This window comes from Streptomyces sp. NBC_00654 (genome assembly GCF_026341775.1).
GTDB lineage: Bacteria > Actinomycetota > Actinomycetes > Streptomycetales > Streptomycetaceae > Streptomyces.
Map to the genome: position 1 here is coordinate 1 of NZ_JAPEOB010000001.1, position 22,946 is coordinate 22,946.

General features: G+C 68.4%; 19 protein-coding genes. 6 read left to right on the top strand and 13 right to left on the bottom strand.

Annotated features, from left to right (window positions below; translation table 11 throughout):
* Nucleotides 1-211: 211 nt before the first annotated feature.
* Nucleotides 212-3,883, top strand: coding sequence for a hypothetical protein (locus tag OHA98_RS00005; RefSeq protein WP_266922017.1), 3,672 nt, complete (start codon nt 212-214; stop codon nt 3,881-3,883).
* Between the two features lie 79 nt (nt 3,884-3,962).
* Nucleotides 3,963-4,628, top strand: coding sequence for a hypothetical protein (locus OHA98_RS00010; RefSeq protein ID WP_266922018.1), 666 nt, complete (start codon nt 3,963-3,965; stop codon nt 4,626-4,628).
* Here the strand turns inward: OHA98_RS00010 and OHA98_RS00015 are convergent.
* Nucleotides 4,622-4,933: a DUF397 domain-containing protein gene (locus tag OHA98_RS00015; protein ID WP_266922019.1), complete on the bottom strand. Its 312-nt coding sequence runs from the start codon at nt 4,931-4,933 to the stop codon at nt 4,622-4,624. The genes OHA98_RS00010 and OHA98_RS00015 overlap by 7 nt on opposite strands.
* 70 nt (nt 4,934-5,003) lie before the next feature.
* The gene (locus tag OHA98_RS42855) at nt 5,004-5,258 is read right to left on the bottom strand and encodes a Scr1 family TA system antitoxin-like transcriptional regulator (RefSeq protein WP_353962250.1); all 255 of its coding nucleotides are present in this window, start codon (nt 5,256-5,258) and stop codon (nt 5,004-5,006) included.
* A gap of 46 nt (nt 5,259-5,304) precedes the next feature.
* Between OHA98_RS42855 and OHA98_RS00020 the strand changes: the two genes are divergently transcribed.
* A protein-coding gene (locus tag OHA98_RS00020) for an IS5 family transposase (protein ID WP_266922020.1) occupies nt 5,305-6,113 on the top strand; the annotation gives its coding sequence in 2 pieces (ribosomal slippage) (nt 5,305-5,649 and nt 5,652-6,113; 807 coding nt in all).
* Here OHA98_RS00020 and OHA98_RS00025 read toward each other — a convergent pair.
* The 5 genes from OHA98_RS00025 to OHA98_RS00045 form a co-directional block, all read right to left on the bottom strand.
* A complete protein-coding gene (locus OHA98_RS00025) occupies nt 6,085-6,420 on the bottom strand; it encodes an ankyrin repeat domain-containing protein (protein WP_266922021.1) in 336 nt (111 codons plus the stop codon). The genes OHA98_RS00020 and OHA98_RS00025 overlap by 29 nt on opposite strands.
* 257 nt (nt 6,421-6,677) lie before the next feature.
* The gene (locus OHA98_RS00030; RefSeq protein WP_266922022.1) at nt 6,678-7,955 is read right to left on the bottom strand and encodes a cytochrome P450; all 1,278 of its coding nucleotides are present in this window, start codon (nt 7,953-7,955) and stop codon (nt 6,678-6,680) included.
* Nucleotides 7,952-8,359 carry a hypothetical protein gene (locus tag OHA98_RS00035; protein ID WP_266922023.1) on the bottom strand — a complete coding sequence of 136 codons (408 nt, stop codon included), beginning with the start codon at nt 8,357-8,359 and terminating at the stop codon, nt 7,952-7,954. The genes OHA98_RS00030 and OHA98_RS00035 overlap by 4 nt, the downstream gene beginning before the upstream one ends.
* A 44-nt stretch (nt 8,360-8,403) precedes the next feature.
* Entirely contained in the window at nt 8,404-9,057 is a 654-nt protein-coding gene (locus OHA98_RS00040; RefSeq protein WP_266922024.1) for a response regulator transcription factor, read from the bottom strand.
* 74 nt (nt 9,058-9,131) lie between these two features.
* Nucleotides 9,132-10,835: a sensor histidine kinase gene (locus OHA98_RS00045; protein ID WP_266927608.1), complete on the bottom strand. Its 1,704-nt coding sequence runs from the start codon at nt 10,833-10,835 to the stop codon at nt 9,132-9,134.
* 589 nt (nt 10,836-11,424) lie between these two features.
* Here OHA98_RS00045 and OHA98_RS00050 point away from each other — a divergent pair.
* Together OHA98_RS00050 and OHA98_RS00055 are read left to right on the top strand one after the other, a co-directional pair.
* The gene (locus OHA98_RS00050) at nt 11,425-11,703 is read left to right on the top strand and encodes a hypothetical protein (protein WP_266922025.1); all 279 of its coding nucleotides are present in this window, start codon (nt 11,425-11,427) and stop codon (nt 11,701-11,703) included.
* On the top strand, nt 11,703-12,101 hold the full coding sequence (locus OHA98_RS00055; RefSeq protein ID WP_266922026.1) for a type II toxin-antitoxin system VapC family toxin: 399 nt from the start codon (nt 11,703-11,705) through the stop codon (nt 12,099-12,101). Before OHA98_RS00050 ends, OHA98_RS00055 begins: the two co-directional genes overlap by 1 nt.
* 44 nt (nt 12,102-12,145) lie before the next feature.
* Here OHA98_RS00055 and OHA98_RS00060 read toward each other — a convergent pair whose 3' ends face one another.
* The 4 genes from OHA98_RS00060 to OHA98_RS00075 all read right to left on the bottom strand — a co-directional run bounded on the left by OHA98_RS00060 (nt 12,146) and on the right by OHA98_RS00075 (nt 18,059).
* The gene (locus OHA98_RS00060; RefSeq protein WP_266922027.1) at nt 12,146-14,383 is read right to left on the bottom strand and encodes an ATP-binding protein; all 2,238 of its coding nucleotides are present in this window, start codon (nt 14,381-14,383) and stop codon (nt 12,146-12,148) included.
* Nucleotides 14,380-15,180 carry a DUF4255 domain-containing protein gene (locus OHA98_RS00065; protein ID WP_266922028.1) on the bottom strand — a complete coding sequence of 267 codons (801 nt, stop codon included), beginning with the start codon at nt 15,178-15,180 and terminating at the stop codon, nt 14,380-14,382. The genes OHA98_RS00060 and OHA98_RS00065 overlap by 4 nt, the downstream gene beginning before the upstream one ends.
* Nucleotides 15,181-15,227: 47 nt before the next feature.
* Complete coding sequence (locus OHA98_RS00070; RefSeq protein ID WP_266922029.1) at nt 15,228-17,270, bottom strand: HYR domain-containing protein; 2,043 nt, start codon at nt 17,268-17,270, stop codon at nt 15,228-15,230.
* Nucleotides 17,271-17,432: 162 nt separating this feature from the next.
* On the bottom strand, nt 17,433-18,059 hold the full coding sequence (locus OHA98_RS00075) for a response regulator transcription factor (protein ID WP_266922030.1): 627 nt from the start codon (nt 18,057-18,059) through the stop codon (nt 17,433-17,435).
* A gap of 230 nt (nt 18,060-18,289) precedes the next feature.
* Here OHA98_RS00075 and OHA98_RS00080 point away from each other — a divergent pair, with 230 nt between their 5' ends.
* Nucleotides 18,290-19,627 carry a hypothetical protein gene (locus OHA98_RS00080; RefSeq protein ID WP_266922031.1) on the top strand — a complete coding sequence of 446 codons (1,338 nt, stop codon included), beginning with the start codon at nt 18,290-18,292 and terminating at the stop codon, nt 19,625-19,627.
* 42 nt (nt 19,628-19,669) lie between these two features.
* Here the strand turns inward: OHA98_RS00080 and OHA98_RS00085 are convergent, their stop codons facing one another.
* Complete coding sequence (locus OHA98_RS00085) at nt 19,670-20,665, bottom strand: DUF4157 domain-containing protein (RefSeq protein WP_266922032.1); 996 nt, start codon at nt 20,663-20,665, stop codon at nt 19,670-19,672.
* A 220-nt stretch (nt 20,666-20,885) separates the two neighbouring features.
* Nucleotides 20,886-22,895 (bottom strand): SMI1/KNR4 family protein, encoded by a 2,010-nt coding sequence (locus OHA98_RS00090; RefSeq protein WP_266922033.1) that lies wholly within the window; start codon nt 22,893-22,895, stop codon nt 20,886-20,888.
* Nucleotides 22,896-22,946: the final 51 nt, after the last annotated feature.

Consider the following 22,946-nt stretch of genomic DNA (forward strand, 5'->3'; position numbering starts at 1 on the left):
TTCTCGCCACTCGTTCGATCACCGGGAACGGATGCACGGCCGCCCTGCCGTGCACCGGCGGCTGCCCGAAGAGGCAACGCGTCAGCCCCGTACGAACCGTCCGGAGGTGCCCCCGCCCTCGCCCGCGCACACTCCGCCCAACCGTGGCCGCGCCCGGCACCCTGACAGGCACCACGTCCGGGCAACCGAGGGCTGGCGGGAGGGTCGGGGAGTGAAGGCGGTTCCGGAGAAGGCCCCCACGACACCGACCCGTACCGACACCGTCTCCTGCACGGACCGGCCCCCCGCTCCTCCGTCCCGGGCCCCGTCCCCGGACCGCCGTTCGCTCCAACGCCTGCAACGGGCGGCCGGGAACCGGGCGGTCTCCCGCCTGGTGGCCCAGCGCTACACGGCCCCGGTGAAGCCGTCCCCGGCCCAGGCCCCGGGTTTCCGGGCGGTCAAGGCGGACGTGGCGGCGAAGAGGACACGGATCGCCGTTCACCCGCCCGCGGCTGCGGAGTCGAAGGCATCGCAGGACGCGGCCGTGGCGCCCCCGGACGACAAGGAGGCGCAGGGCAAGGCGGCGAACGCGGAGAAGATGAATGCCGCGAAGCCGGGGGAGTTCGACAAGAAGGCGTTCGTCGACGCGGTGAACAAGGCGATCGACGCGCAGGCGCCGAAGAACCTGGACGAGGCGGACAAGTTCTCCAAGTCGGGGAAGGCCGACAAGGTCAAGGACGAGGTCGACGGGAAGGTCACCGACGGCAAGGAGTCCTCGGCCAAGGACATCGACACGGCGACGAAGGCCCCGCCCGACACCTCGGCCGCCAAGGACAAAGAGGTCACCCCCCTCACCCCGGACCAGCCCCCGGCGAACCCGGGCGCCCCCTCGGCGTCCGACGCGATCCCGGCGAAGCAGCCGGCCTCGGTCACGGACTTCTCCGAAGGCCCGGCCGCCAACGACCAGGCGATGGCCGACGCGGAGATCACCGAGGAGCAGCTCGCCAAGGGCAACGAGCCGGAGTTCGACGAGGCGCTCTCCGCCAAGAAGACGGCCGAGACGGACTCCGCGAAGGCACCGGCGAAGAGCCAGGCTGCGGAGAACCAGCAGCTTTCCTCGGCGAAAGAGGGCGCGGCGGCCTCCGGCGCCCAGGCGATGACCGCCCTGACCGCGACCCGCGCCTCCGCCGGGAAGCAGGTCGACGGCGGCAAGGGTGACACGAAGTCCAAGGACGAGAAGAAGCGCACCGAGGTCACGGCGAAGCTCCAGAAGGTCTACGACGGGACGAAGAAGGACGTCGAGGAGACGTTGTCCGGCCTGGACAAGAAGGTCGACGCGGCGTTCACCTCGGGCGAGAAGGCGGCCCGGGACGCATTCACGGCGGACCACAAGCGCCGGATGAAGAAGTACAAGGACAAGCGCTACTCGGGCTGGACGGGCAAGGCCCGCTGGGTGAAGGACAAGTTCGCGGGCCTTCCGAAGGAGGCGAACAACCTCTACCAGGAGGCCCGCAAGCTCTACGTGTCCCAGATGCAGACGGTGATCTCCGCCATCGCCGACCTCATCGGTACGGAACTGGGCAAGGCGAAAGCCCGCATAGCGAAGGGCCGCACCGAGCTCAAGGCGGAGGTGGACAAACTTCCCGCGGACCTCAAGCAGTTCGGCGAGGAGGCGGCGAAGGACTTCGCCGGGAAGTTCGAGGACCTGGAAGCCACGGTCAACGAGAAGTCCGAACAGCTCGTCCAGGACCTGGCCAACAAGTACACCGCGGCGCTGAACAAGATCGACGAGGAGATCAAGAAACTCCAGGAGGCCAACAAGGGCCTGATCGACAAGGCGATGGACGCGATCGTGGGCGTCGCCAAGACGATCAACGAGCTGAAGAACCTCCTGTTCGGCATCCTCGCCAAGGCCGGCTCCGCGATCATGAAGATTCTCAAGGACCCCATCGGGTTCCTCGGCAACCTGGTCAAGGCCGTCGGCGCCGGCCTGAACCTCTTCCTCACCAACATCGCCGAGCACCTGAAGACCGGCGTCGTGTCCTGGCTCCTGGGCACCGCGGTCAAGGCGGGCCTCGAACTCCCCGCGAAGTTCGACCTCAAGGGCATCATCCAGCTCATCGGCTCACTGCTCGGCCTGACCTGGGACAACATCCGCGCCCGCGTCACCCGCAAGGGCGTCCCCGAAGAAGCGATGACCGCCGTCGAAACGTCCGTCCCCGTAGCGAAGAACCTCGCCCGCGAGGGCCCGGCCGGCGCGGTCAAGGAAATCCAGGCCGAGGCCGGCGACCTCAAGGCCACGATCCTGGAAAAGCTGACGAGCTACCTGATCCCCACGGTCATCATCGCGGGCATCACCTGGATCCTCTCCCTCCTCAACCCGGCCTCCGCCTTCATCCGCGCGGTCAAGGGAATCATCGACATCGTCACGTTCATCGTGACCCAGGGCGCCCAGATAGCCGACTTCGTCAACGCGGTCCTGGACGCGGTCATCGCCATAGCCAACGGCGGCGCCGCAGGCGTCCCGAAGCTGGTGGAAGCCGCCCTCGCCACCAGCATCCCGTTGTTGATCGGATTCCTGGCCTCACTGCTGGGCATCGGCGGCCTCGCCAACAAGGTGAAGAGCGTGTTCCACGCGGTGTCCCGGCCTGTCAACAGGGCCATCGACAAGATCGTCGACTTCATAGCGAAGAAGGGCAAGGCGCTCTGGAGCAAACTCAAAGAGAAGAGCGGCGGCGATGACGGAAAGACCTCGAAAACCTCACCAGATGATGGAAAGAACAAGGATAGGAACACATCCAACCACCCGAAGAAGCGAGACGAGAGCCGAGAGCAACCATTACGTTTACCGAAAAAGTCTTTCACATCCAAAGACGGCGAAGGGCACACACTCGCTTTCTCTGGGAACAAGCCAAGAGCGAAGCTCATGATGCACAGCGCCCCTCGCCCTGTGGGCAAATTCCTCGACGATTGGCACGCGGCGATCGAAGCCAGTGACGAACCCCGGAAGCGAGAAGTTCAAAGTAAAGCACATAAGGAAGCAGACGAAAGTTTCGAAGAAGTCAAGGGGGCGCAAATCGCCTTGGATAACAGTACGGGCGTGGCGCGGCAGAGTAATCTTTCGGACCTGATAGACCAACTCGAAAGCTTGGCCAGATGTCTCGCCATGTATGACCCCAGCCTGGGAGAGCCAATACCAGCGCCCGTACTTCCACCGTTCGTGAATTACGTACGAGCAGTCAAATTCACTGGGCACTACATCAACAAAACGCTGACGGGCACACCATCTCCCAGCCATAAGGGGAAGCTTAGGGGCTGGGACCACGTGGAAAACGTGGGACTCAACAAGGGAAAAAACAACACCGCCTGGGTCAAGATGCACCTCCTTCCGGATTTTCTTGGCGGCCACGCCACCGACTCGAATCTAGTACCGGCTCGCGGATTCACAAACAATCCACTATTCTTTACAAGCGCCGAAAATCCGGCAAAAAAGGAACTCGATAACAACAGCGAGAAGATCATCTGGTATCGGATAAATGAACTCACTTTTCACACGAGTCCCGATGGACGTTTTCCCGATGACGCGTTTCCGAATACTATCGCTGTCGAATGGGGAGGGTACGAGTGGAAGCAGGGAGCCTGGCACCCCAAGGACGCCAGCGGGTCTTTCTCCGACGACCAAGATGTGCCGACGATAATACGCCTACGAATAAACAAGGAAGGCGCTAAAGAGATCAGACAATGGCTCGCCCTGCCGGACAACAAGGGGAACCGAAAGATAGCAAGGGAAATAAAAAAGGGACGTCCGTACTCAGGCATCACCGACTTGACGATGCGGTTCCCGGACCACGCAAACATGTTTACCAAACTCGAATCCCACGGACTGATCCGCTGGGATTTGTGAGTCGAGCTGAACCCGCCGCTATTCGATTCAGATAGGGCAGGAATCTATGATATTGGAGTACGAGGTCAAGCTGCTCAGCATGGTCGAAGAAATCAAAAACTGCAACACGATTCAAGTGCTGGGGAGTGAAAATGGACCACTAGGCGAGTTCCTTGGCGGCGCCGATAGCGCCTTCCGAACGCTTTATCGACTGAAAGGTATAGAACTCGACCCATCAATGAAGCGGTCGTTTCACCGCCACAACGGATTAGGGATATACTGGCGCGGCACAGGCGAGCAGGAGTCATTGGCTGGCGAGTTCCGCCTAGTGCAAATCCTTGACGCCATAATAGGAGGTGCCCCGAAATGGTTAACCCAGGAAGGATGGCCGGAGGGGGACATTGCACTTCATTCAGATTTTCGTATATTTGACAGCCAATTCATGGGTGGAGTTGGAACATTCGCTGCACTCCGAATGCAGAGCGGCGCCCAGAATCCAGAGGTCTGGTATTTCAATGTCACCTATGGTAGCCTCAAGCTGGACATAGGGTACGCGGACTATATGGACTACCTCCTGTTGACTCGCGGAATTTATTACTGGCAATATTTATTTTCCGAAATACCGGCCGAGCACTACAATTTCGAGACGATCGGCTCGGAACTTGAGAAGTCGATTGACTTTCTGGAAGAGAAATTCCCGGAAAGCGACTACAGCGAACTCAGGTCGCGCCTAGCTGTACGAATCGCCCGACATCGTTCTCATTGAGATCTCGGACGTTCTTCGAGACGCCAAGAATGGCCCTTAATCAAGATCACGGGCTCGACGAACTTTCCTCCCAGGACCTCGAATGCTTCGCGGATACCCTGAGCGGCCACCTGTCGATCGACAGTGCCCAGGGCATCGAGCTCCCCGGCCTTGGCACCTCTGATCCAGACATCCATCTCGGTCCGGGTGAAGAAGACCACCCCCGCCCCAGGATCGTTACTGTTGCGGACAGCTAAGCGACCGTCGTTCAACGGTGCGGCCTCCACCCAGGCTCCTTGATCGCCACTGATGCTGGACCCCCGCATGAGGCCGCAGCCAACTCATGGAACTGGCCCACAGTTTCGGCGTTGGTCACGTGCAACCCTTCGCAAGCTTTCACACCAACGCGAGCGACTCGTACGGGCTCAGAGCTAGCGCGGCCAAGTGCTCGAAGGCCACACTATGGGCATCGATCTCGTGAGCCTCTTCGAGATACAGCGCCCCCGCCCGGTGCTCCACGTAGGCAATGCCCGGGTTGGCAGGCCAAGGAACCGCAGGATCTGGAACGGCCGCCGGCCATGCCGGGGTGCGCGCCGTGCGAGTACGGAAGGACCTGCACCATGCTCTCAGGAACTCGGTGAACGAGAGGATGGCTAAGAAGACATCTCATTTGGCTAACTCGGTAGAGTGGTTGGTCATGGTGGGGATCGTTGAGCGGTTGGTGCCGGACGAGTTGTGGGAGTTGTTCCAGCGGGTGGTGCCGGAGGCGCCATCACGGCCGCAGGGTGGTGGCCGGCGTCGGCACGGCGACCGGGAGGTGCTGGCCGCGATCGTGTTCGTGGCTACGTCGGGTTGTACCTGGCAGCAGTTGTCTTCCGCGTCGTTCGGCCCGTCGGGTGCTACCGCTCATCGGCGCTTCTCCGAGTGGTCAAAAGCCAGGGTGTGGGCCAAGCTCCACCGTCTGGTCCTCGATGAACTCGGTGCTCGCGGAGAGTTGGACTGGTCGCGCTGCGCGATCGACTCGGTGAACATGCGGGCCTTGAAAAGGGGGACCTGACAGGTCCGAATCCTGTCGATCGGGGCAAGTACGGCTCGAAGATCCACCTCATCACGGAACGATCGGGTCTGCCCCTGTCCGTCGGTATCTCAGCGGCGAACCTGCACGACAGCCAGGCCCTCATCCCTCTCGTGAAAGGAATACCGCCGATCCGCTCGCGCCGCGGACGCCGACGGCGCAAGCCGGGAAAGCTGCACGCCGACAAGGGCTACGACTACGCCCACCTGCGGCTTTGGTTACGCCAGCGTGGCATCACCCACCGCATCGCCCGGAGGGGAATCGAGACCTCGCAGCGACTCGGCCGCCATCGCTGGACCGTCGAACGCACCATGGCCTGGCTTGCCGGATGCCGACGCCTTCACCGGCGTTATGAACGCAAATCTGACCACTTTCTCGCCTTCACCAGCATCGCCTGCACTCTCATCTGCTACCGCAGGCTCGCTTACTGATGTGAGTGTCCAGCAGGTTCACCGCCAAGTCGTGGGCATAGTAATTGGCCATGTCCAAGGGGGTGCGGCCATCTGGGTCTGCCAGTTCGGGGTCCGCCCCGAAGGCCAGCAGAACAGCAGTGGTATGCACGGACAACGGCTGAGCACTCTGTAGGGCGCCATCACCCTCCGCATCAATCGCGTGTGTCAGCAGTGTCATGTTGCCGAGGACCTCATCGGGATCGGCACCCTCGGCCAGCAGGCGGGCCAGGGCTTCCGCATCCTCGTGCTCAACTGCGTGATGGGCAGGTGTCCAGTAGTCGCTCACCAGCACATTCAACAGCGGCCGAAGCCTATCTACCAGCGACTATCCACCCCGTCAGCCGCCAATTGAGATGACTTCTAAGTGGCGGCGGGAGGGGCTGGCCTTCGACGATCGGGCAGAGGTCGTTGATGTCCATGGTGGCTTGCGGATGAGCCTGCGCTCGCCGAGGCCGAACTGAGGTACTTCAGCCTGGGCAGGACGACCCGCCCAAGGCTGATCTGGACGTGCCCCGCGTCTCACGACCGGTAGCGGATCAGCTGTCACGCATCGACCACCCGCACAGGCAGCGTCTTCAACCCGTTGATGAAGTTCGACACCAGGCGGCGCGGTGGAGCCGCGGGGCGGAGTGCGTCTGGCGGCAGGACGCGGCACATCTCCTCGTACAAGACACGCAGCTGCAAGCGCGCGAAGTGCGCGCCCAGGCAGACGTGGGGGCCGCCGCCGAAGGAGATGTGCGGGTTCGGGGAGCGGGCCAGGTCCAGGGTGAACGGGTCGGGGAAGACACGTTCGTCGTGGTTGGCCGAGGCGTGGAAGACGACCACCTTGTCGCCGGTACGGATGCGCGTGCCGGCCAGAGTCGTGTCCTGGCGAGCGGTGCGGCGGAAGGACAGGACCGGGGGATGGCGGCGGAGCAGTTCGTCCACAGCTGTGGCGAACCCGGCCTCGCCGTCGCACAGGCTCCGGTACGCATCCGGATGCTGGGCCAGGAGGTGCAGGCCGCCGGGGGCCGCGCTGCGTACCGTGTCGTTCCCCGCCACCACGAGCAGGAAGAAGAACATCTCCAGTTCGGGCGCGGTCAGTTCGGGGTCGGTGGCGAGGGCTGTCATCACATCGTCGGCAGGGTACTGACGCTTGTGTGCGGCCAGCTCGTGCGCGTAGTCGAACATGTCGCGCAGCGACGCCGGGGAGCGCGGATTGACCGGTTTGCCATCCGGGCCGAGTACCTGCGTCCCCGCCTCGTCGGGATCCTGGTAGCCGATGACGCGCTGGGTCCAGTGAAGGAGCAGACCCCGGTCGGTGGCGGGCACTCCGAGCAGGTCGGTGAGGTTGAGCAAGGCGTAGTCGTCGGTGACGCGGGCGACGAGGTCGCAGGTACCGTCGCCGCGCCGGGCCTCGGTGACCGCCCCCGTGAGCAGGGAACGGGCCCGCTCCCGGACAGCCTCCTCGAAACGGTCCACGCGCCCGGGGGTGAAGGCGCGGCTGACGAGCGTACGCAGTCGCCGGTGGTGCGGGGGGTCCTGGTTGAGCATCATGCGGCGGATGAACGGCAGGTCGGCGGGGTCCGGGTCGCGGATCTGGGTGGCACCGAGGTACGAGGAGTACGTGGACGAGTCCTTCAGGACCCGGACGACGTCCCGGTGCCGGGTGACCGCCCAGAAACCGGGGCCCGCAGGCCAATCCAGTACCTCCGGCTCCTCCTGCCACGCGACGGGGTGGTGATCGCGCAGGTGGCGGTAGCGGTCGTGGGGGATGCCCCGCGCGTACTGCCTCGGGTCGAAGACGTCCGGTGCGGGGGTTCGGGGGCTGGACCCGCTCACGCCCGTACCTCGAACAGCGCCCGCACTTCCTCGGCCGTGAGTTCGAACTGTCGCTCCCGGAGTCGGGTGCGGCAGTACTCCATGGTTCGGCCGACGAAGGCATCGAAACGGCTCACCACGTCGTGAGCGAGCCGGAGGGCCGGCTCGTCCGGCGGGGCGGCCGGCTCCATCACCAGGCTCACACCGGCCGGGTCCGCGCCTGCCGGCTCCGGAAAGTACCCGGTCCAGCAGGCCAGTGACGGAGGGCTCTCCGTCCGCACCAGTGCGAGCCCGGCGATATGCAGGGTCGCGGGCAACCCGGCTCCAGGGCCGCGCTCTTCAACGCCGGGCTCCACCGCGCGGGCCTCCACCGCGCCGCGCTCTTCGCCTCCCGAGCCGCCCGGTGGTGCACAGTTGTCGGACATCGGCCCAGGCTAACCTGGGCCCACAACGTCATCGAGTGGTGTGGTCAGGTTCCCAGGCCGGCATCTCGTGCCAGCAGTGCGGCCTGCACCCGGTTCTCGCAGTCCAGCTTGGTCAGGATCCGGCTCACATACGATTTGACTGTGGCCTCGCTCATATGGATCCGCTGCCCGGCGTGAGCGTTGGACAGGCCCTCACCCAGCAGCGCCAGGACCTCCAGCTCGCGGTTGGTCAGCGAGTCCAGCCGGCGGCGGGCCTGCTCGGCCCGGTGAACGCTCTGGCTGGACGCCAACGAGTCCACGACACGGCGGGTGGCACCCGGCGACAGGTACGCGTCTCCGGCCGCGGCGGCCCGGACCGCGCGGATGAGTTCCGCGGGCGCCGAGTCCTTGAGCAGAAAGCCCACGCCGCCCCCGGTCAGTGCGCGCAGTACGTTCTGCTGTTCCCCGAAGGTTGTCAGGATCAGCACCCGCGTGTCAGGCACGGTCCGTTGCAGCTCGGCCAGCGCCGTCAGTCCGTCCATGACCGGCATCTGGATGTCCAGCAGCACGACGTCCACGCGGTGGGTCCGGGCCAGTTCGACCGCCTCACGGCCGTTCTCCGCCTCGCCGACGACTTCGATGTCGTCGGCGGAGGAGAGAATCATCCTGACGCCTGCCCGGATGAGCGGCTCGTCATCCGTGACGAGAACCGTGATCATGAATCCCCTGCGCGGTCCTGGAGTGTCTGCCTGCGGTCACTCGCCATCATCCCTGATCGAGCGCCCGGCATTTCTCAGCTGGTCACCTCGAAGGACTTCTTCTCAATCAACTTGCCGTCCTTGAAGCAGAACCGGAAGACCGGCTCCATGTCCGGCTTGCCGCTCGACTCCGTGGACGTCAGGCTGAGGCACTCCGCGCCCTTGGGCACGGGCGGCGCACCCGATTCCAGGCCGTCGGTCACGAAGCGGTTCTCCTTGGGCAACTGCTTGCGGATCTCTGCCTCGGACTGGCCCACCTTCACCGCGTCGTACTGCTTCGGATCGATCCTGGCCTTCTCCGCCTTGTCCAGAAGGACGTATCCCCCGACGCCGACGGCGGCGATCACCAGCAGCAGAGGGATCAGTACCGCCAACCCGCAGCCGATGGCTATGCCGCTTCCGTTCTTCCTGCTCATTGCCTTGGCCAGCTCCTTCAGACCGTTCCCGTTCATGACAGGACCACCCTCGCCCGAGGAGTCCCCGGGGGTCTGCTGCCAAAAGGCGCCTGTTGGATCGACGAACGTCGTCGCCACGTTGCCGGGCGCGGGGCTCGGGACACCGCCTTCCGGCGATGTGTACGGCAGCACGCCCGCCAGCCGGAAGCCGCCGTCCGCCGTCGGGCCCGCGTGCGCCATGCCCCCGATGAGCCGGGTCCGCTCACCGAGCCCGGTCAGCCCCTGGCCGCCGCTCACCACGCCCCGGCCGTTGTCCGTCGTCCCGGTTGCGGGTCCGTTGGCGACCTCCACCACCAGCGAGTCCGGCTCATACCGCAGCTCGACGGTGATCGGCGCGCCGGGGGCGTGCTTGTGGGCGTTGGTCAGGCCCTCCTGGACGATGCGGTACGCCGCATGATCGGCGGTCGGGGGGAGCGGGCACGGCACGCCGGAGTGCCGCAGCTCCACGGCGGCGCCCACGCTCCGGGACGTTCCCACCAGGCCCTCGATGCCCGCCACCCCGCGCGACGGCGCCGTGATGTCCTCCGCCGCAGCCGCGACGCCCGGGGCTGTGCGGTCCTCGTTCGGGACCTCCGTACCGTCGCGCATCACCTGTACCACCTCGCGCAGCTCGTGCATCGCGGCCACCGACGCCTCGCGCAGCACCCCCACCGCCTCCCGCTGCCGTCCGGTCAGCTCGCGGTCCACCTCCAGCGCGCCCGCGTGCACCGAGATGAGCACCAGCTGATGGCCGAGGCTGTCGTGCATGTCCTGCGCAATGCGCTGACGCTCCCGCGCCCGGGCCTGCCCGGCGATCATCGCGCGCTCACGTTGCTGCTGGGCGTCGTACTCCCGGAGCGTGTCGGCCAGCGTATGGTGCTGCGCCCTGTAGAGGCCGGCCAGGCCGGGCGCGATGATCGCGACCAGCGGCCACAGAACGCCGAAGACCGAGCGGGACAGTGAGAGGTGAGGCAGCGCCTGCACGACTGCCAGGCCGACGTTGAGGACGTATGCGAGGGCGAAGGCGGCGACGGCCTTGCCGACCCCGTCGATCCGCCGCCCCGCCGACCACGCGGCGACAAGGACCAACGGAGCGAGAGCGCCGAACAGGACAGAACCGCCGGCGGCCACCAGCAGCACGGTCGCGGGCAGCGTCCGGCGCAGGAGTGACAGCGCTGCGATCGCCAGCCCGGCGGCAGCGATCCGTACGGTGCCGCCGTGGTCCAGGGCCGCGAGACCTGCTCCCAGCAGCCCGACCACTACGCTCAGCAGCGATTCGCCCACGATGCGCCAGGGAGACCACATTCCGGGGGCCAGGAGAGCCCTGCCCGGGGCAGCCGCCCGCAGGGTCGCCGAACGCAGCCACCCCGCCAGTGCCTGGCGAGCCGGTACGTCAGGGGCCGTAGATTCCACACGAGTCACCTGGCTACGTTAAGACCCTCTCGACCCCCTTTGCGCCGGCCATTGGTCGCGACGGCCAACGACGAAAGTTCCCACCGGCCTCGGCCGGGAGCTGTCCGGTACCTGCTCTTCACGGGGCCGCCAGGACGTGGAAACCGCGTGGTCGCCCGGTTCGCGGTGCCGGTATCGCCCGGTCCCACGCCCCGCCGTACCAGCGGCCCACGTTCGGAGAGCGATTCGGATGACCGGCCGACGAGCGGTGACGACCTTGTGGCGGCCCACCGGACCCGAGGAACTGGACCTCCACGGTGGTGGCAGGCAACGGTCCGCGCAACGGCACACGCGGGGACCGGGTCTTCGTCGGCGGGGTCACCCTTCGTGGAGGCCGATCCCCCAAGGGTGCGCACAAGGGAGTGCAGCCCAGATCCTGCCGGCGACGACGAGACCCGCACCCCGCCCCCCCTTATATTAGTTCCTGTATTAGAGTGAGTGCATGGGTGAAGAAGAAACGCATGCCGTGGGTGAAGGCCCCACCGCCAACGTCTCCGTGAGCCTGCGTACTGGCAACATCGCCGCGGTGCGGGCCCGCGTCGGCAAGCGGGGGTTCTCTGCCTACGTCGACGCCGCCGTGCAGCGTCAGATCGAGCGCGACAACCTGGCCGAGCTGACCGCCGATCACGAAGCCGGGCACGGAGCCTTCAGCCGGGCCGAGATCGACGCCGCACGCGCTCTGCTGCGAGGAGATGCGGGCACCATGGGGAACGTCGCCTGATGGCGCAGTCAGGGACGCTGGTCCTGGACAGCGAAGGCCTGTCCAAGCTCGTGGCCAGCGACCGACAGGTCATGTCGCTGCTCCGCGGGGCAGAAGAGGAAGACATGAGAGTGGTGGCCAGCATCCTCACTCTCATCGAGGCGCATCATCAGCGGGTGAATGCCGCTCGCTTCAACTGGGCTGTCTCACGGGTCACTGTCGAGCCCGTCTCCGACGAGATCGGCAGATCGGCGATGACTCTGCTCGCCGATGCCGGCCTTCACGGTCACACGTACGCCATCGACGCGGTCGTGGCGGCCACGGCTCTGCGGGCGCAGAAGCCGGTGGTGGTGCTCACCTCGGATCCCGAAGACCTGGCCATGCTGTGCGGCGATCGTGTCCGCATCGTCAAGGTATGAATGCGCCGAGGGCCTGACGCCCCTGTATTTCCACCCCCGCCCCCTCACCCCTGCACCAGCCCCAGATACGGCCCGAACTCCGAGGCCAGCGTCAGCCGGCCCAGTTTCTGGTACTCCCGCTGGATCGCGTGGATCAGCGTCTCCATCGTCACCGCGTCGCCCGTGTCCGCCGCCAGGTACGCCGCCGTCACCGCGATCGAGCGGATGTTGCCGCCCGCCAGCTCGAAGTTCTCCGCGCAGAAGGCCAGGTCCAGGTCCTTGTCTCTTGGGAGCAGCGGGCCCAGGCAGCGTTCCCAGAGGACCAGGCGCTGGTCCGGGTCCGGGACGGGGAAGTCGATGACCAGGTCCAGGCGGCGGGTGAACGCGTCGTCGAGGTTGGCCCGGAGGTTGGTCGCGAGGATGGCCAGGCCGTCGAAGGACTCCATGCGTTGCAGGAGGTACGCGCTCTCCACGTTCGCGTAGCGGTCATGGGCGTCCTTCACGTCCGAGCGCTTGCCGAAGATCGCGTCGGCCTCGTCGAAGAGCAGGACGCCGTTCACGCCCGCCGCCTCCGTGAAGATGCGCTCCAGGTTCTTCTCGGTCTCGCCCACGTACTTGTCGATGACCGTCGCCAGGTCGACCGTGTACAGGTCCAGGCCCAGGTCCGCGGCGATCACCTCCGCCGACATCGTCTTGCCGGTGCCGGAGTCGCCCGCGAACAGCGCCGAGACGCCCCGGCCCCTGCCGCCTCCCGGGCGCATGCCCCACTCCCCCAGCACCCGGTCGCGGTGCCGGGCGCGGGCGGTGAGTTCGCGGAGCTGGGCGTGGGCGTCGGGCGGGAGGACCAGGTCGTCCCAGGTCACCGTGGGTTCGATGCGGCGGGCGAGGCGGTCCAGACCGGCCGCGTTCTGGGCGCGGGCTCCCTGGCGTACGTGGTCGGCGGTGAGGGTTCCGCCGTTGAGGCGGGCCGTCTGGGCGGCGCTGCGCGCGGCGCCCGTGACCTGTTCCGGGGTGAGGAGGAAGGGGGCCAGCAGGTGGTCCGCGTCGATCGTGGGCGGGACGGGGGCCGGGGCCAGGTCCCGGTACGCGTCCGTCCACAGGGCCCCGCGCGCCGAAGGCTCCACCCGCGGGGCGTGCAGGAGCAGCGGCGGGGTGGCCGACCAGGACGCGTCCCACGGGACCCTGCCCACCATGACCGTCGGTACGGGGGTGGCGGTGAGGAGCCTGAGCAGGTGCGGGTGCTCCCGGGAGACCGCGTCCAGCGGGGCGCAGACCAGGCCCGCCCCGGTCAGTCGCGCCTCGCGGACCAGGGACCGTACCGCCTCCGCCGGGGCGGGGTCCTCGGCCAGCCGGGCCAGGTCCAGGCCCAACACCCCGAGTCCCGCCAGGGTGAGCGCGGACGCGGCCAGCGCCGTACCCGCGCCGCCCTGGTCCTCGCTGAGGTAGGCCAGCGGGACGCCGTCGGAGAGGACCCCCGCCAGCGGCGCCGGGTCGCCGACGCCCGCCACCGCGTGCCAGGGGGCCAGCAGGTCGGCGAGGCGTGGGTCCGGGGTGTCGTCGCCCAGGAGGTGTGCGGTGACCCGGTCCGGTACGCGAAGGGCGCGGCTCAGGAACGGGCGGTCCAGGTCCTCGACCAGGAGCAGCCTGCCCTCACGGAGCGGGGCGCGGGCCGACAGCCGGCCGCGTGCCGCCTGATCGGCGGGGGTCGAGCCGCAGAGGCCCAGAGCCAGGCCGATGGACGGGCGGCGGCGGGTCACGTCGTCGTTGAGGTAGCCGTAGAACGCCTCGAAGCGGTCGTCCAGATCCGGTACGAGGGCGATGAGCAGGATCTCGATGTCGAGCGGGGTGAGCCCGAACTCGGCCGCCAGGGAGGTCAGTCGGGATGCGGGCCGCGCGGGGGCCTTAGCGGACGGGGCGGACGGGGCGGCGGAGGTTCCCGGGGGTCCCGGGGCCTCCGGGACCGCTGGGCCCTCCGGGATATACGGGGTTCCTGAGGCTCCCGGAACCTTCGGGACGTACGGGGCCTCCGGGGCCTCCGGGGTCTCCGGGGCCTCCGCGACCGGATCGGGGAACCCGCGTACCGCCTTCTCGTCCAGCAGCCTCACGATGTTCTCGTCCGTGAGGTACAGACCGCGAAACGCGTCGTCCGGGTCCGGGTCGGTCCGCTGCCGGGCCTCGACCGCGCGGCGTACCCGCTGCTCGACGGCTACCGCGCGGGCGAGCAGGTGGCGCAGGCTCGGATCGGACGACGCGGCCGCGGGGGTGGCCGGGGGCGCTGGGCCGGGGTCGGCCGGGGGCGTCATGCGGTGCTGTCCTCCGTACGGCCGTCCCGGTCCCGGGAATCACGGTTCTCGGTGATGCGGAGCGAGAGGCCCCGCCGGGGTCCCGCCGTACCGGAAGCCGCCGGTTCCTCGCGGCCTGGGCGGGCCGGGCGGCCGGGACGGGATCCGTACACCGGCAGCCCCTTGCGGCCGGGCTGGTCCTGCGTCTGCCCCTGGCCCCGCGTCTCGCCCTCCGTGCGGGCGGGTACGTCCCCGAACCGCGCCTGGAGCCCCTCGTCCCCCACCGGGGGTCCTGCCTCGTAGCTCGGCGAGGCCGTCACCGGGACGCTGATCACCAGGTCCAGCGAGGGCTTCAGCTCACCGCCCAGCGCGCTCCACACGTCCGCGAACGAGCGGTCCTCCGGCGGCGGCAGCGCGATCGACATCGGTACGGCGGCCCCGATCTCCGCCAGTGAGCCCGCCAGCCGCTCAGGGGGCAGCGCCTCGTAGCGCAGCAGGCACGCCAGCAGCGAGGACAGCAGCCGGTGTTCGTCCTCCGGGCGCTTCGTCCATGCCGTGATCAGGTACGACAGCTTGAAGTAGCGGGGCGGGCGGCGGCGTGCGACGACCGCGCCGCGCTCGTCGTACTCGTTGTGCAGGCCGCGCTCGCGGCGCCTCATGTCCTCTCGGATGTCGTAGAGGTAGAGGTTGACCATGGGTGCGTTGACCTTCGCCGCCCACTCCCGCGTCGGCGCATCGAAGACAACCGAGATCTGACCGCCTTCGAGCACTTCTGCCCGGATCAGCAACCGTAGTACGTCGTCGACCTCGTGGATCATCCGGTGACCGCCCTCATCATGCCCGTCTCCTTATCCCCATCCGCGGATCACGACCGCCCCGCGAAGTCCGGTGGCTGAAGGTGGCGTTGGACGACCAGGACCGGTTTCTGGAGGCGGGGAAGGTCGCGTGCGTCCGCCCGCAGGACGCGCGGGCCGAGCGTGTCCTTGCGCAGCACCAGCATCTGCACCTCGAAGGTGCCGTCGCGGCCCACCCGCACACCGGACCGGTCGGCCGTGATGCCGATGTTCCACGTGAAACGTACGGTCTCACCCGGCGGATAGTCCTTGCCCCGGGCCAGTACGGGCTGCCCCGGTCCGGCCACCTGCGGAGTGACGGTGAGCGAGGGCTTCAGGACCCGCAGCCGGTCCGTGGCCTTGTTGTTCGCCGTACGCCGGTCGGGCAGCGTGCCGCGCACGGAGGCCCGCACGTTCCCGGTGACCGCCGCCCGGTACGTACCCGTCTGTGTCACCTCGATCCGGCCACCGGCGGGGATCGTGCACGGCTTGGCCGCCGTGCAGCGGTTCAGGGACGGCAGGCTGCGGTCCTTCGCCTTGGAGGGCTTGGGCCAGGTCGCTCCGATGACGACCCCGGTCGCCGCGTCCGGGCCGGCGTTGGTGAGGGTGAAGCGGGCGCGGGCGGGGCGCCCGACATACGTGCGGTCCGGGCGGACATCGGCCTTGACCGCGAGGTCCGAGGAAGGTGGCACGGGGGCCTCCAGCACCTCGAACTCCGCCGTGTCCGTACCGGTGTTCCCCGCCGTGTCCGTGGCCGAGCAGGTGACGGTGGTCCTCCCGACCGGGAACAGCGAGCCGGAAGCGGGTGTGCAGGCCACCGGCAGCGTTCCGTCCTGGGCATCGGCGGCCGTGGCCGTGTAGCTGATCCGCACCCCGTCGTCGTCCTTCGCCCTCGCCGTACGGTCGTCCACGGTGACGACCGGGGCGTTGATGTCGTTCACATCGATGCTGATCTGCTGCTGGAAGTCCGGATCGGGCTCGGCGGTGGGCCCGAGGGTGTCCGTCCCCGGCACCTGGGTACCCAGCAGGAACTGAACGGTGCAGGTGAGGGTGGTGCCCTGCGGTGCGTCGGCCGATACGTCGACGGTCTCCGCGAACTCGGCCGTCTCGCCGCTGGTCAGTCGGCGCGTGGGCGGATCCAGGGCGACGGAGAGGTGCGGGTCGCAGGCGTCGAGGCGATAGCCGACGGAGGTGGGGAGGTTCTTGAAGCCCTCGATGATCGCGTCGGTCACACCGTCGCCCGGAATCCCGTTGAGCATCCGGCCATTGGTGGCCGCGGTGATCCGTTTCGCCTGATCGGGGTCGTGATACGGGTCCTTGTAGGTCTCGCTCTTGTATCCGAAACCGTTGAGACCGTCGCCGTTCTCGGTCGTCACATCGACGGCGATGACACGTACGCCCTTGTCCTGAAGGGCGAACACCGCTTCGTCATAAGGAATGCCGTTGCTGGGAACGTGGCTTGAGGCATCACCGACCAGCACGACCACCGGACTGGCTCCGTCCCGGAAGACCGTCCCCCCGTCCGCACCGTTGGCCACCTTCCACAGCGCGTAGATCCAGTCCTCGGACGGGCCCTTGCTCCTGAAGCCACGGGAGGTGTCCAGTTTGTCGACACCCTTCTTCTGCACATCCTCCAGGTTCTTCGTCAGTCCCTGGAGCACGGCGAACTCCGCCGTCGGATCGTCCTTCTCGTCGCCGTAGGTGGCCACGGCGAACCGGGAATCCGGCTGCTGTTCCCGTACCGCGTCGGTGATGTCCTTCAAGCCCTTCTGTACGTCACCGATCGGGACGGCCATGCTGCCGGTGCCGTCCACCAGCAGCACCACATCGGGCATCGGCGGGATCGGGGGCGTACGCACCCGCTTGTCCACGCCCGTGGAGCCGCCCGGGTCGAGGGCTTCGTGCAGGCCGGCCGGAGTGACCCAGGGATCAGGGGGCACCGGTACGGCCGTGGCCACCCCGGTCACGCCCGAGGCGGGGGCCAGCCCGGCGGCCAACAGGAGCAGGACCAGCGCCGACGCACGACGCGCCCCGGCCGGCCTGCGTGATCCTTTTCCTGGCTGAAACCACCGCACGGAATTCCTCCCCCGAACCCGACCCGACCGGTTCGACCCGACCGGTTCGCACGGTCCCGTACGAACCGGGCACCCACAGCGGAAAGCGAGCCCCTTCCGCGGGAAACCGTCACTGCCCTTTGAGGCAATACGGCGGCGCGCGAAGATCAAATCTCGCGAAGATCAAATAAGGCCCTGCCGCATCGCGTACGCCACCGCGTGGGAACGATTGCGCAGTTGAAGCCGGGTCATCACCGAATGGAGAACGTTCTTGATCGTGCGTTCCGAATAGGCGAGCTTCGTCGCGATGTCCGCGGTGTCGTAGCCCTCGGCGACCAGCCGCAGGACGTCCACCTCCCGCGCCGCCAGCCCGGTGAAGTGGAGTCCGCGTGGACCCAGCACCTGCCCCTGGAGCCTGCCGACCTCTTCGAGGAGGCGTCCGAGCAGGTCGGAGGGCAGATGGCCCTCACCGCGAGCCACCGTACCGATGACGTGCACCAGGTGTTCCGGCGTCGACTCGGAGCGCCTGACCACACCGGCGACCCCGCACTCCGCCGCACTCACCAGCTTCTGCTCATCGATGTCCGTGGTGACCAGAACCGCGCGGGCGCTGCTCGTACGCTGGATGTGGCGCAGCGTTCGCAGGACGTCCTCGTCGACCGTGTCCACGACCACGACCACGACCTGGGGCGATTCCTCGGCCTCGTCCCAATCCATGACACTGACCTCGGGGCGGGCCCGTAATTGGCTGGCCACACCCGCCTGCGAAATTGGATCTTGGGCTTTTAGCGCGACGGTGGTTCGCTCCATGGCAATGCTCCCCCTGGGCAACAGCCGTAAGCATCACAGCACGCCAAAGCTTCACAGCATGCCCAAGGCCTCACAGCTGCATTCGTCAGCCTCATGAGCTATGAGGCGGTCAGAAGATTCCCTTGATTACCGAAGAGGAAACTAAAAGGTTGTTACGGGCAGTAAATCTGCCCGAAAGTGTTCCTCCACGGCCGATGCCTGCCTCTGCCATCGACCTTACGGTCCGCCGTATGAGTCTCACGGCAAGTCTCGACGAGTCGTCCGTCGCCGCCGCACCGGGCGAGGAGACAGCCCTGCCCCTGCAGGTCCTCAACTCCGGCCGGACCGTGGAGGAGTACCGCTTCGAGGTGGTCGGTGACTGTGCCGCCTGGTCCGCGGTGGAGCCGGCGGTCCTGTCTCTGTACCCGGGCGACTCCCGGACCGTATCGCTCATGCTGCGTCCGCCGCGGGACTCCACCGTACCCGCGGGCGAGACCCCGTTCGGGATCCGGGTGGTGCCCGCCAGTGCGCCGGACGAGACGGTGGTTCCCGAAGGCCGGGTGACGGTACTGCCGTTCACCGAGACGACCGCCGAACTGGTGCCGCGCGGTTCGCACGGCTCACGCGGCGGACGGCATCAGCTCGCCGTGGACAACCGGGGGAACACACCGGTCACCGTGCGGCTCGGATCCCGGCCCGGTTCGGAACTCGCGAGCGTCGCCTTCGCCGCGTCCGAGCTCCGGATCGCCCCGGGACACGCGGAGTTCGGGAAGCTGCGCGTGCGGCCGGCCAAACGGATGTGGCGCGGTACGCCGGTCACGCACTCCTTCCAGGTGTACGCCGCCACGCAGGCGGCCGAAGGCCAGGAAGCGGTGGAACCGGTCCTCGTCGACGGCTCCTACCAACAGGACCCGGTCCTTCCGCGCTGGCTGCCCCGGGCGCTCATCACCGCGGCTGTGCTGCTGATCGCGCTGGTCGGCCTCTGGTACGCGTTGCTGCGCCCGGCCGTGAAGTCGGCGGCCCGGGAGGCGGTCACGCCCGAGGCCGTACGTTCTGCGGCGTCGGCCGACAGGAGCAAGGCACCGGAACAGGGCGGCGACCCGGCCGGGGCGGGCTCCGGCGGCGGCGGCGACTCCGCAGGGGCGGGTACGGGCGCCGGAGCGTCGAAGCCCAGTCCGTCACCGAGCCCCGCCGCTCCCGGGGACGCCGCTTCGGCGGCAGCCCCGACCAGCGCCCAGGTACGGGTCAGGGACTCGGTGGGCGGCGGCTCGAACACCTCCACGGCGCTGGAGGTACCGGACGGGCACACCTTCCAGCTGACCGACATCGTGGTGCAGAACCCGCAGGGCGACGCGGGAACGGTGACCGTCTCCGCCGGGAAGGACAACCGCGTGCTGAGCCTCGGGCTGGAGAACTTCCGGGACTCCGACTACCACTTCGTGACGCCGATCCTGGTACCCGCGGGGGGCAAGGTGACCATGACCATCGACTGCCGGAAGGTCGGCAAACCCGTGGGCGCCCCGGCACCTTCCCGGTGCTCCGAGTCGCTGTTCCTCGGCGGCACGATGCGGCCGGACACCGCGGGCTGACCCACCCGGAGCGCGGCGCGGGATGTTCGTCGCCCGGTGCCGTCAGGCCGGTGGGGCCTCTTCCTCCTCCTCCGGTTTCTCCTCCGCCCGCTGCACGAACGAGCCCTGCACATCGGCCGGTTGCTCGTCCTCGTCCTCCGTGGCCGCCCGCTGCACCGCGGGAGCGGCGGCGGATGCGGTGGGAGCGGGCGGGGCGGCGGAAGCGGATAGGCCGGGTCCGGCGGAAGCGGATGGGCCGGGTCCGGCGGACGCCTGCTCAGGTGCCGGCTCAGTTGCCGTCGGCCGGGATGCCTCCGACTCGGGTGCCGGGTCCGACAGCACCCGGTCCGCGTTCGCCACGGCCTCCCGCTCGAAGCGGTCCGAGGGGTCACTGACCCGGATGCCGCCGGGCGCCGCCGTGCCCTCGACCGGCCCGCTGCGCTGCTGGATCACATGGGTCAGCTCATGCGCCAGCGTCGTACGGCCCTGCGGTGACGACGGATCGTACGCATCGCGCTGGAAGACCACGTTGTTACCCACGGTGTACGCGTGCGCCCCGACGCCCTTCGCCGACTCGTGCGCGGCGGAGTCGTTGTGGATGCGTACGTCGGAGAAGTCCGCGCCCATGCGGCTCTCCAGGTCCGTCCGCGTCTCGGTGTCCAGGGGCGAACCGCCGCCGGACGACACGACATCGTGCACCGGGGAGCGCGGTGTCTCCTGGGTCTCCTCGGCCTGTTCGGACCGGGCGGCCTTGGAGCGCTGGATCAACGGGCCGAGCGCCCCGTTGCCGACGGTCCGCTGGAGCACGCCCATCCCGGCCGTACCGACCACGTCCGCGCGCCCTGCGGCGGCGGCCCGGAAGAGGTGGTGCGAGTCCGCCCCGCCGTCATGGGCGTCGGCCGCCCGCGGCGCGGCGAGGGCGTCGCCATGCCCGAGCTGCCCGAGGCGGCCGTGCTCCTCCTCGTGGACGCTCTCCCGGGGGAAGGCGCGGTCATGGTCCCGCTCGGGGTCGTACTCGTGCCCGTGCTGATGTTCGTGGTCGTGGTCGTGTGCGTTCATCGTCATCTCCCCTGACCGCACCGGTCTCGGTCCTCCACCATCACGGGAGGCACCCTGCCCCGTCCAGCCCCCGCCCGGCCCGCCCGGGGCACCCGATGCTGCCTCTTCGGGCAGCCGGACGGTACGGGCGGAACGGGCAGCCCGGCGGTACAGCGGCACGGGCGGGACGGGCAGCGTGGCGGCACAGCGGTACGGGCGAGGCGGTACGGGCCGGCGGTGGTCAGCCTTCGGCACCTCCCCGGATCCGGCTGAACGTCAGATACCGCTCACCGGGGCCCGGCGGCCGGATCCACGACGTACCCCGCGCCGCGTGCAGCCGGCCGTGGCAGACGGCGAACTGCGGCAGGGCCACCCCGAATGCCCCGGCGACGGCGTCGAGCGCCCGTGTCTCCCCGTCGCGGTCGAGACGGGGGCCGGAGCCGTCGACGAGAGCGGCACCGAAGAGGGCCGGGTCCAGGCCCTCGGGCGGTGTCCCGGTGGACTCGGCCCCGCCGCCTCGCACCGTACTCCCGAAGCGCTCCCGGCCGTCCTCGGCGTACGAGAAGCGGAACGCGTCCGGGAACGCCTCGCCGGCGGCCTGGTGTCTCTCGCTCCAGATCGATATCGCCCGCGTACCCCGCGAAACCTCGGCATCGAGGCCGCTCAGCCTGCTCGGCTGGAAGGTCTCGGGCCCACGCTCGAAGGCGAAGCTCCAGCCACCGGCGCACGAGCCCACCCGGAACACCGCGCCGCCCCGCCCGCGGCCCCAGTGGCGGAGACCCCACATGTCCTGTTCGCTGCACGGGGCCAGCAACGGGCCCTCCGCGCCGAGCCGTTCGGCAAGGGCCTCGGGCGTCACTCCGTGGGCGAACACGAGACGGTAGGAGTGCTCGCCCCGCTCCCCTCCCAGCCACCCGAGTCCCGGCTCCGGGAAGAGAACAGCCTCAGGATCCTCGACCGGCACAGGAGCGTCCTCCACAACGGAAACAGCATCCAGAACAGGAACCGGAGCCGGAACCACCCAGGAACCGGCAGCCGGGACGTCGGGCAGAGGCCCTGTCCGCCTCCGCTCCGCCCCACCCCTGGCCGTACGCAGAAGGCGGCGGCCCCGCTCCGGAGTGATGACCGGCCCGAGAACCGGATCGGCCATCAGCCCGACCGGCGCCACCTGCTCCGGCCCGTACGGCTCCCACTCCGCGACGCCGGCCGCGATCGTGCGCCACGCCGCGTCCGTGTCGCCCCAGCGCGCCTGCTCACGGGCCTCGGCGACCGCCCGGCCGAACGGACCCGGCGCCTCGTAGCGGAAGGTCCTCTCCTTCGCGTCCCGCAACGCCGCCTTCACCCGGGGGCGGTCCCTCTCCTCGTACCGCCGCAGGAACCACTCCTCGTCCGTGGAGCCGCCGGGCCTGGCCTCCGCCGCGACGACGACCGGCAGGATCTCGCGTACGTACAGCGGATCGTCCAGGTCCACGGTGTCCGCCAGGTAGCCGGCCGGACCGAGCATCGCGGCCATCTGGTCGCGCAGCCGCCGCGCCCGTTCACGGCCGAACGACCGGGCCCGGTCGAGGACAGCCAGCAGCTCGTCGACATCGCCCCCGGCCAGGCACGCGAGGCGGGCGCGCTCGACGGAGGCGTCCAGCTCGCGCGTCACCTCGTTGTCGAACTCCGGCCGGTCGCTGTACCCCTGGTGGAACTCGCGGTACATCGCCTCCATGTAGTCGGCGAACGAGTCGTAGCGGTCGGGGTACTCACCGGACCAGCCCTTGTAGACGTACACCGGCCACTCGCCGTCCTCCCCGACGTCCCCCGGGTCGAGCAGCACATCGGTCATGTCCGAGTCCAGCGAGAGCTGGAGCGACCGCTTCCACATCCCGGCCCGCAGAATCTCGTCCTGTCCCGACCGCTCGTCCAGATTCTCCTCATACAGCGGAGTGAGCCCCAGCGGGTCCCGGTGCCAGTGGACGTCCTCCGCGACGCCGAGCAGATACACCGCCGTGCCCGTGTACCGCCAGCCATTGGACGCCTGGAGAAACGCCCGGTACGACGGTGGCAGACGGGTGCCCAGCCGTTCCTCCAGGGCAGCCGTGCCCCGGTCACCGGCGGGCGGGAAGCCGAGGCCGGCGGCGACGTCCTCCTCGTCGTACTCCTCGGGATCGAGCAGGTCCTGCGCCGCGATCCACTGCGCACTCCAACGGTCCAGAAATGACTGCCAGTTACCGATGTCCACATCACCGATCCTGACATCCACCACTGACAACCACCGCCGCGACCGCGTTCACCGGCAGGGCCTACGCCGACAACC

Excerpts from the sequence above, each read along its gene's own strand:
- OHA98_RS00060 (WP_266922027.1), bottom strand. The coding sequence starts at position 14,383 with ATGACGCCCCCGGCCGACCCCGGCCCAGCGCCCCCGGCCACCCCCGCG.
- OHA98_RS00065 (WP_266922028.1), bottom strand. The coding sequence starts at position 15,180 with ATGATCCACGAGGTCGACGACGTACTACGGTTGCTGATCCGGGCAGAA.
- OHA98_RS00015 (WP_266922019.1), bottom strand. The coding sequence starts at position 4,933 with ATGCGGGGGTCCAGCATCAGTGGCGATCAAGGAGCCTGGGTGGAGGCC.
- OHA98_RS00045 (WP_266927608.1), bottom strand. The coding sequence starts at position 10,835 with ATGTGGTCTCCCTGGCGCATCGTGGGCGAATCGCTGCTGAGCGTAGTG.
- OHA98_RS00010 (WP_266922018.1), top strand. The coding sequence starts at position 3,963 with ATGGTCGAAGAAATCAAAAACTGCAACACGATTCAAGTGCTGGGGAGT.
- OHA98_RS00040 (WP_266922024.1), bottom strand. The coding sequence starts at position 9,057 with ATGATCACGGTTCTCGTCACGGATGACGAGCCGCTCATCCGGGCAGGC.
- OHA98_RS00080 (WP_266922031.1), top strand. The coding sequence starts at position 18,290 with ATGAGTCTCACGGCAAGTCTCGACGAGTCGTCCGTCGCCGCCGCACCG.
- OHA98_RS00050 (WP_266922025.1), top strand. The coding sequence starts at position 11,425 with ATGGGTGAAGAAGAAACGCATGCCGTGGGTGAAGGCCCCACCGCCAAC.
- OHA98_RS00035 (WP_266922023.1), bottom strand. The coding sequence starts at position 8,359 with ATGTCCGACAACTGTGCACCACCGGGCGGCTCGGGAGGCGAAGAGCGC.
- OHA98_RS00075 (WP_266922030.1), bottom strand. The coding sequence starts at position 18,059 with ATGGAGCGAACCACCGTCGCGCTAAAAGCCCAAGATCCAATTTCGCAG.
- OHA98_RS00085 (WP_266922032.1), bottom strand. The coding sequence starts at position 20,665 with ATGAACGCACACGACCACGACCACGAACATCAGCACGGGCACGAGTAC.
- OHA98_RS00055 (WP_266922026.1), top strand. The coding sequence starts at position 11,703 with ATGGCGCAGTCAGGGACGCTGGTCCTGGACAGCGAAGGCCTGTCCAAG.